The organism is Microcoleus sp. Pol12A5, from assembly GCF_036701435.1.
GTDB lineage: Bacteria > Cyanobacteriota > Cyanobacteriia > Cyanobacteriales > Microcoleaceae > Microcoleus.
Genome location: NZ_JAUBQU010000261.1, coordinates 1 through 2266, shown reverse-complemented (window position 1 = coordinate 2266; position 2266 = coordinate 1). Strand labels below are relative to the sequence as shown.

Annotated in this window: 2 pseudogenes; both read right to left on the bottom strand. The window is 37.2% G+C overall.

From position 1 onward, the window contains the following. Positions 1–392: 392 nt before the first annotated feature. Positions 393–1151, bottom strand: a pseudogene (locus QUA45_RS28535) (ISAs1 family transposase); the annotation flags it as partial. 267 nt (positions 1152–1418) lie between these two features. Further along, positions 1419–1583: pseudogene (locus QUA45_RS29360) on the bottom strand (hypothetical protein); the annotation flags it as partial. Positions 1584–2266: the final 683 nt, after the last annotated feature.

Sequence of the window (2266 nt, the reverse complement as noted above, 5' to 3'; positions counted from 1 at the left end):
TAGCGACTTGACTTAAGAACACTCATTTGAGTCATTGTCAAGTACAATTTATACCAAATTAGATGAGCTTACCCTGTGGTGATGACCGCCTAAAAACTTTAATTTTATTGATAGCTTTGGCTTACAGTTGCGCTATTTTACAGGGACGTAAGTTTAAGCTTATGGGAATTCAGAAATACATCGGTCGCCTGATTGAATGGAAACGAGCGCAACGCCGTCATAGTAGTTTTTGGATTGGATTATATGGTCAATTGTGGGTAGTAGGGATGGATTTTTGCCATGCAACTATTGCGGAATTGATGAAAATTAGACGCAATAAGCGGACATTCTTTCAGAAGGGTTTGAGGGCTATGTCCTTGATTTTATCAAGCTTTTGACGGGGTTGTCACCCCGTCAGCGTTAAGGTCTTCAAAGTTATTAGCTCTTCTGGTATCAAACCATTCTTTAACCTGAGAATGTAAAGTGGGATGATTGGCTTTAAGAGATACAATATAATCAGCTTTTTTGTAGCGAATTTGTTTCACAATCTCGCTTTGCGTTCCCATCGCATCAATGGTAACGATCGCCCCGGTCAGGTCTAGTAATTCTAAGAGTGCCGGAATAGCCGTAATCTCGTTGGAATGATACTCAACTTTAACTTGCCCTAAAACTAAACGCTGTTCACTTGCCCAAGCCGTGACCAAATGCAAAGCTTTTACGCCTTGATTACGGTCATAAGAACCTCTAACACTTTTGCCATCAATGGGGATAATCTCGCCAACTACCGAACCAAGCATACTTTGAAGCCACTTCGCTAAACATTGTTCTAAAGCATCAGGATTGATTTTTTCAAAGACTCGTCGAAAAGTATCATCACTCGGAATACCATTGGGTAATTCGAGAAATTCCTCTAACCATTGTTGTTTAGCGATGCAATAATTTTCCATGTCTTCCCAACCTTCGGCACCGCTAATGACGGCTAAAATAGAGATTACTAAAATATCTTTTAATAAATGTTTTTGGGTTCTTTGAACTCTGGGGTCGGGGAGCTCTGCTACATAATTCAATAAATTAGCTTGGATTTCGCTTAGAGGTGTTAACTGTCGTTTTTCTGCTCTTTTAGCTTGAGATTTTACAGCGAGTTTCAATCTAGGTGCAAAACCATTTGTCATTGTCTTTAACTCCGTTTCAACTTGATTGACTTTGTTAAGAGTCAAACTTGATTATAGGTTTGAGTTCGGTTCACAGGTATAAAGTCTATTGGCGTTTTTTTGTCAAGTACAATTTATACCAAATTAGATGAGCTTACCCTGGAGATACTAAAATCTTTAAAGTCAGGTATTCGGTAGCTTTTAGCTGTTCTTGTAAGTGGATTTGGTAAAATGAAGGAAACATATTTAATAGATGGGGGGTTTTCACAATCACGACCCCATCTTTTTTTACCACAAAAGCTCCAAAAGCTCTACAGCAAATGCTTTTGACGGGGTTGTCACCCCGTCAGGATAATTACTCGTCTTGATAGAACGCAGAATATTTTTAAGTTTTACCCATAAATTTTTAATTGGGGATAAGTCCGGCGAATAGGGCGATAAATATATTAATTTTGCCCCTTTTTTGGATGGCTTTTTCTAATTATTCTCCGGTAGGAATAGTACACTTATACATCACTAAACCACCCACTTTACCTAATTTTGGCAAGGGTTTTCAGATGATAAAATCCTCAAATGTAATTACATTTGTTGAACTTACTAAATTGACTGATGTTATGACTTCATTGACCGATATATAGCCTTTTTCAAAAAGATGAGGTATCATGTTACTGACCCTCAATCGTGAGGGTCAAACATAGAATATCAAAACAAATTAACTATAATTATAGCAAGTCTCTTTGAGTCGTGAATGTAGAACAACCTGAAACGCTTGTGATGATTGAATCGATTATTTACAAATCAAATGGTTTTGCTATATATAGTTTAGTAAACCCACACGAAAGCGATACCACACATAGTAGCATTTTTTTGACTCATAGCACGATCTGCTTGACTCACAACACGTTTACTTGTACCAAAAATCATCCATTTTTTAAAATGAAAGATTATTCGATTAGACATCTCCAAAAATTATCAAAGTCACTCTAATACTGGGTTTCCAAGAGGTTTGTCTCTTTGTTTGATTTCTCTTAATTTAACGGTAAAACAGCTACTTTAAGTACTGGAGTTTAGACTAAATAAGCCTTAAAGCGTTATGTGTCTCAACCCCAGAACGTTTATTTAGCAACGGCAACGGT